A 6,651-nucleotide genomic window follows, 5' to 3' on the forward strand; every position below is an offset into this window, starting at 1 on the left:
TGCCAGAGTAGGAATTTCACCTACCTATATTTCAAGCGCCGAACTGGCGCACTCCTATGATATTTTTATTCTATCATAGAAGGCCTTGTTATTTATGTTTTTACAGAGTTTTTTTCACAGGCTCGTCCTTCTTTTTATAACGCATATCCTGCAACTAACCTCAGGAGTCTGCCTCATTAGATTCTATTCAACCGCAGCAGATTTCTTTTTATATTCCTTCTGTCATGCTCTTTACATATTCACCAACGTATTTGGGTGCATCTTTCCCATATTTCTCAATCAATTTGATGATCGCAGAGCCAACGATCACACCATCTGCCAGTTCCGCCATCTTCTTTGCCTGTTCCGGTGTGGAAATACCGAAACCAATAGCACAGGGAATATCCGTATTTTGCCGAACCACTTCCATGATCGAAGCAAGATCCGTCTTAATTTCGCTTCTGGTTCCTGTTACCCCCAGGCTGGAAACCACATATAAAAAGCCTTCCGCCTCTTTTGCGATCATAGCGATACGATCTGCAGATGTGGGTGCGATCAAAGAAATCAGATCAATTCCATATTGATGACAAAGAGGTAAAAATTCCTCTTTTTCCTCAAAAGGCAGATCCGGCAGGATCAACCCATCCATTTCAATTTCCTTACAAGTGGAAATAAAACTTTCTGCCCCATAAGAAAATACTACATTGGCATAAGTCATAAATACCATAGGTACCTTTATTTCTTTGCGCAGCTCTTTTACAAAAGCAAAAATCTGATCTGTCGTTACTCCGCCCTGCAAAGCACGAATATTTGCCCCCTGAATGACAGGGCCTTCGGCAGTAGGATCGGAAAAGGGAATCCCCAGTTCAATCAAATCAGCGCCGTTTTCCACAGCTGCACGCACTGCAGCTGCAGTCGTTTCCAAATCAGGATCACCGCAGGTGATAAATGCAATAAAAGCCTTTCCGTTTGCAAAAGCAGTTTTTATCTTACTCATGGATATCCTCCCCTCTATAGCGGGCAATGGCGGCACAATCCTTGTCGCCTCTGCCGGAAATCGTAATCACAATAATCTGGTCTTTGTCCATTGCAGGTGCAATCTTCATGGCATGGGCAACAGCGTGGGCAGATTCAATGGCCGGAATGATTCCTTCTGTTCTTGCCATATATTCAAACGCCTCTACTGCTTCATCATCCGTCACAGGAACGTATTCCGCACGGCCGATATCATGAAGATAAGCATGTTCCGGACCAACACCGGGGTAATCCAACCCCGCGGAAATGGAATAAACCGGTGCAATCTGGCCATACGCATCCTGGCAGAAATAGGATTTCATCCCATGGAAGATGCCCAGTCTGCCGGTATTGATGGTAGCAGCCGTTTCAAACGTATCAATGCCTCTGCCTGCCGCTTCGCAGCCGATCAGTCTTACTTCTTTATCTTCAATAAAATTGTAAAAACTGCCGATGGCATTGGAACCGCCGCCTACACAGGCAATGACTGCATCGGGCAGTCTGCCTTCTTTTTCCAGTATCTGTTCCTTGATTTCCTTAGAAATCACTGACTGAAAATCTCTTACGATCATCGGGAACGGATGGGGCCCCATAACGGAACCAAGGCAATAGTGAGTATCATCAATCCGATTTGTCCATTCTCTCATGGCTTCGGAAACAGCATCTTTCAGCGTAGCAGTCCCTGTTTTGACAGGAATCACTTTCGCCCCCAACAGGCGCATACGATATACATTAAGTGCCTGACGAATCGTATCTTCTTCCCCCATGAATACTACACATTCCATGCCCAGCAATGCTGCCGCAGTGGCAGAAGCAACGCCATGCTGACCGGCACCGGTTTCCGCAATCAAACGGGTCTTGCCCATTTTCTTTGCTAAAAGGGCCTGTCCCAAAACGTTATTGATTTTATGGGCACCTGTGTGATTCAGGTCTTCTCGTTTCAAATATATTTTTGCCCCGCCCAGATCTTTTGTCATTTTTTCCGCATAGTAAAGTCTGGAAGGTCTGCCTGCATATTCGTTGAACAACTCTGTCAGTTCCCGATTAAATTCCGGGTCATTTTTATAATAGTTATAGGCTTTTTCTAATTCGATTACAGCGTTCATCAGTGTTTCAGGAATATACTGCCCGCCATGAACGCCAAAACGTCCGTTTTGATTTGTCATTCTGTCTCATCCTTTCTCAATGTCCTTCTTACCTCGTCTACAAAAGCCTTCATTTTCCTTTCATCCTTTTTTCCATCTGTTTCAATGCCGGAGCTGACATCCACCCCATAGGGCTGCAGCATCCTTACCGCATCCCCCACATTCTCAACCCCAAGACCACCAGCAAGGAAATATGGTCTTTTGATCTGCTGTATCAGGCTCCAATCGAAGGCTGTTCCTGTGCCGCCCTCACCGGAATCCAGTAAAACATCATCTGCACTGCTGTTTTCCGCCGCAGCAATATCTTCTGCCGTATCAATACGAAACGCCTGAAAAATTTGCTTATCCGTGAGAGAACGGAGTTTTTTGATATACGCTTCATCCTCTTTCCCATGAAGCTGTGCCACATCAATGACGCCGCTTTCCAGCAATGCCGCAACGGTTTCCGGTTCTTCATTCACAAAGACACCAACAGCCTGAATATCCGGGTGTAAGTATTTTTTCAGCTCCGCCGCCTTTTCCGGGGCTATATAGCGACGGCTTTTCGGAGCGAAGATAAATCCGATATAATTGGGGTTCAACCGATTGGCGGCCTCTATATCGCAAAGCCTGGAAAGCCCGCAAAGTTTGATCTTCGTCATCATTCACCTCGCAATTCCGCTAATTTTGCTTTTTTATCTTCTGCCCGCATCAAGGTTTCCCCAATCAGCACGGCATCTGCACCGATTTGGCGCAGCCTTTCAATATCCTCAGCATTTTTTACACCGCTTTCAGATACAAACAACACCTCTTTGGGTATTAAAGCCCGCAACCTGCGGCTGTTTTCCGTATCTACGGAAAAATCCTTCAAATTTCGATTATTTACACCAATGATTCGGGCACCTGCCCGTAATGCCACCTGCACTTCTTCCTCATCATGGGCTTCTACCAGAGCAGAAAGCCCCAATCTATCGCAAAGACTGATATACGCTTTGATTTGTTCTTCCGTCAGAATAGAGCAAATCAGAAGTACTGCAGATGCACCCAGCAATTTTGCTTCATAAATCATATATTCATCTACAGTAAAATCCTTCCGCAGGCATGGAATAGAAACAGCTTCCGTGATTTCCTTCAAATAGAAATCCCTGCCGAGAAACCATTTCGGTTCCGTCAGAACGGAAATGCAATCTGCGCCTGCCGCTTCATATTCCTTTGCAATCTCCAGATATGGAAACTCCGGAGCAATCAACCCTTTGGAGGGAGAAGCTCTTTTACATTCACAGATAAAGGAAATCCTCGGCTTTTTCAACGCTTCTTCAAAAGCAAAATTTCCTTTCGGAAGGGAGAGTGCCTGCTGCCGAAGCTCTTCCAAAGAAACTGCTTCTTTTGATTTTTCCACGCGCTCTTTGGCATAGGCAGCAAGCTGATCCAAAATCGTCATCCTCACTCCTCCTTCCGGTTGCTCACTTCAATCAATTTTTCCAAAGTTGCCAGCGCTTTTCCGGAATCGATCAATTCGGCCGCCAGGGCGACGCCTTCCTGCATAGATTCTGCCTTACCGCCGATATAAAGGGCAGCACCTGCATTCATCAGCACAGCGTTTCTTTTTGGCCCTTTTTCGCCCTTCAGGATATTGCGGGTGATTTGTGCATTTTCTTCCGGCGTCCCGCCGACGAGATCGGCTTTGCTGCAGCGTTCCAATCCAAACTCTTCCGGCGCAATGGTGTACGTTTTGAACCAGCCGTCTCTAAATTCGCAAACAGTAGTCGGTGCGCTCACGGAGATTTCATCCAGTTTATCCTGTCCATAAACCACCATTCCCCGCTCAACGCCAAGATCCATCAGTACCTGCGCCAGAGGCTCTATCAAATATTCATCATACACCCCTAACAGCTGCCTTTTGGGGCTGGCAGGATTCGTCAGAGGCCCAAGGATGTTAAAAACGGTACGAAAGCCCAGTTCCTTCCGGATGGCGCCTACATATTTCATGGAAGTGTGGTACTTCTGCGCAAAAAAGAAACACATACCAACTTCTTCCAGCAGTTCCATACATCTTTTCGGGCTCTGCTGAATATTGACACCCAAGGCTTCCAAACAATCCGCCGTACCGCATTTGGAGGAAGCCGCACGGTTGCCATGCTTGGCCACCTTCATTCCTCCTGCTGCCGCCACCAGTGCAGAAGTTGTGGAAATATTGAAACTATGGGCATTATCCCCGCCGGTGCCGACGATTTCAAAGATGTCCATGCCTGTTTCTACTTTCACGGCATGATCTCTCATAGCAGCAGCACAGCCGGCAATTTCATCTTTGGTCTCCGCCCTTGCGCTTTTTGTAGAAAGGGCTGCCAAAAAGGCCGCATTTTGTGTTGGTGATGTTTCCCCGCTCATAATCTCATTCATAACAGTATAAGCTTCCTCATAGGTAAGGTCCTCTTTGTTTACTATTTTCACAATTGCTTCTTTAATCATGGTTGTTCCCCCTTTATTTCAGTTTAATGAAGTTTTCCAGCATTTTCTTTCCATCCGGTGTCATGATGGACTCCGGATGAAACTGCACACCATAAATGGGATATTCTCTATGCTGCACCGCCATAATCTCCCCATCTGTTGTAGCTGCAGTAACTTGCAGACATTCAGGAATGGTATCCCCATCCGCCGCAAGGGAATGATATCTTGCAACAGGAGCAACTTCCGGACAATTCCGAAATAATGGCGTTTTCGTATCAAATTTTACCTCCGACTGTTTCCCATGCATCAGCTTTTTTGCGTACGTGACCGTTGCGCCAAAGGCTGCACAGATGGCCTGATGCCCAAGGCAGACACCGAGAATCGGAATCTCTTTGCCTAGGCGCGTTACCGCTTCTATGATGATACCTGCTTCTTCCGGCCTGCCAGGCCCGGGAGAAAGAATGATACGATCGGGAGACAACTTTCGAATCTCTTCTATGCTCATTTCATCATTGCGGATAACTTTGATATCCGGCTCGATCTCGCCAATAAGCTGATACAGGTTATAAGAAAAACTGTCATAATTATCAATCAATAAAATCATTCCTCCACCTCCTCTGCCAATTTCAAGGCATTGACAACGGCTTTCGCCTTATTGATACATTCTTCAAATTCCTTTTGCGGAACAGAATCCGCAACAATTCCAGCGCCGCTTCTGATAAATACTTTGCCATTCTTTTGATACGCAATGCGGATTGCAATACAGGTATCCATATTCCCCGTAAAGTCTATGTATCCAATGGCACCGCCATAAATGCCTCGTTTATTATTTTCCAGTTCACCGATCAACTGGCAGGCTCGTATCTTTGGTGCACCTGAAAGGGTTCCCGCAGGAAGAACCGCTTCGATGGCATCCAGCCCATCAAACCCTTCGCCGATTTCTCCCCGCACTGTTGAACCAATGTGCATCACATGAGAATATCTTTCAACGGAATGCAGCTTTTCCACCTTCACGGTGCCGAATTTGCTGATCTTCCCCAAATCATTTCTCCCTAAATCTACCAGCATATTGTGTTCTGCCAGCTCTTTTTCATCTACAAGCAGTTCTGCCTCCAAAGTCTTATCTTCTTCATCGGTTTTCCCTCTGGGTCTGGTTCCGGCAAGGGGGAAGGTATGCAGTACGCCGTTTTCCAGTTTCACCAGCGTTTCGGGGGAAGCCCCTGCCACTTCTACATCCGTTCCGGAAAAATAAAACATATACGGCGAAGGATTGATCGTCCGCAAAACGCGATAAGTATTGAAAAGACTGCCTGTAAAAGGAGCGGAAAGTCGATTGGAAAGGACGATCTGGAAGATATCCCCTTCCCTGATATGATGCTTTGCTTTTTCCACCATTGCGCAATAGGTTTCTTCATCAAACAGCGGTTCCACCTCTCCCAATAGGTGCCCGCTCAGTTCTCTTTTCTTTTCCCCATTGCGGAGCAGCCGGCAAAGCTGTTTCAACTCCATGACTGCTTTGTTATACCCTGTTTCCGGTTCCTCCAAGGACATATTGACGATCAGAATGATCTTTTGTCGGAAATTATCAAAGGCAATTACCTTATCGAAAAGCATCAGGTCTACATCCTTAAAAGCTTCTGTATCCTGTACTTTCCTCCGGACAGCAGCTTCGCTGTAGCCAAGATAATCATAAGAAAAATATCCGACAAGCCCGCCTGTAAAGGAAGGCAGATATGCAAACCGCGGGCTTTTATAATCAGAAAGTATTTGTCGCAGGAAGGCTGATGGATCATCTGTTTGAATTTTGATATTGCCTGCTTTCAACTTTCCATCCACGCAGGTAATTTCCAATTTAGGATCAAAGCCAAGAAAGGTATACCGTCCCCATTTTTCATTTTGCTGTGCCGATTCCAGCATATAGCAGTGGGTTGATATATTTTTCAGTATTTTCATCGCTTCAATCGGTGTACAAATATCTGATAAAATTTCGCAGCTCACCGGAAGCACTTTATATTTTCCAGTGACAGCGATTCTTTTTACCTCATCCAAACCCGGTAAAATCTTCATAGTGCTACCTCCTTATGAA

Annotated in this window: 7 protein-coding genes; all 7 read right to left on the reverse strand. The window is 45.9% G+C overall.

What is annotated here, in order from left to right; translation table 11 throughout:
• Positions 1-208: 208 nt before the first annotated feature.
• Genes trpA through ACI39P_RS07875 form a run of 7 tightly spaced genes read right to left on the reverse strand, consistent with a single transcriptional unit; the run spans position 209 to position 6,632 of the window.
• On the reverse strand, positions 209-976 hold the full coding sequence (gene trpA, locus ACI39P_RS07845) for a tryptophan synthase subunit alpha (RefSeq protein ID WP_439720107.1): 768 nt from the start codon (positions 974-976) through the stop codon (positions 209-211).
• Entirely contained in the window at positions 969-2,159 is a 1,191-nt protein-coding gene (trpB, locus tag ACI39P_RS07850) for a tryptophan synthase subunit beta (RefSeq protein WP_439720108.1), read from the reverse strand. The genes trpA and trpB overlap by 8 nt, the downstream gene beginning before the upstream one ends.
• On the reverse strand, positions 2,156-2,779 hold the full coding sequence (locus ACI39P_RS07855) for a phosphoribosylanthranilate isomerase (RefSeq protein ID WP_439720109.1): 624 nt from the start codon (positions 2,777-2,779) through the stop codon (positions 2,156-2,158). The genes trpB and ACI39P_RS07855 overlap by 4 nt, the downstream gene beginning before the upstream one ends.
• On the reverse strand, positions 2,779-3,558 hold the full coding sequence (gene trpC, locus ACI39P_RS07860) for an indole-3-glycerol phosphate synthase TrpC (RefSeq protein ID WP_439720110.1): 780 nt from the start codon (positions 3,556-3,558) through the stop codon (positions 2,779-2,781). Before trpC ends, ACI39P_RS07855 begins: the two co-directional genes overlap by 1 nt.
• Before the next feature lie 2 nt (positions 3,559-3,560).
• Entirely contained in the window at positions 3,561-4,586 is a 1,026-nt protein-coding gene (gene trpD / locus ACI39P_RS07865) for an anthranilate phosphoribosyltransferase (protein ID WP_439720111.1), read from the reverse strand.
• A gap of 13 nt (positions 4,587-4,599) precedes the next feature.
• Complete coding sequence (locus ACI39P_RS07870; protein ID WP_439720112.1) at positions 4,600-5,169, reverse strand: glutamine amidotransferase-related protein; 570 nt, start codon at positions 5,167-5,169, stop codon at positions 4,600-4,602.
• A complete protein-coding gene (locus tag ACI39P_RS07875) occupies positions 5,166-6,632 on the reverse strand; it encodes a chorismate-binding protein (protein ID WP_439720113.1) in 1,467 nt (488 codons plus the stop codon). The genes ACI39P_RS07870 and ACI39P_RS07875 overlap by 4 nt, the downstream gene beginning before the upstream one ends.
• Positions 6,633-6,651: the final 19 nt, after the last annotated feature.

The sequence above is a fragment of the Anaerotignum sp. genome (assembly GCF_051877975.1).
Classification (GTDB): Bacteria; Bacillota; Clostridia; order Lachnospirales; family Anaerotignaceae; genus Anaerotignum_A.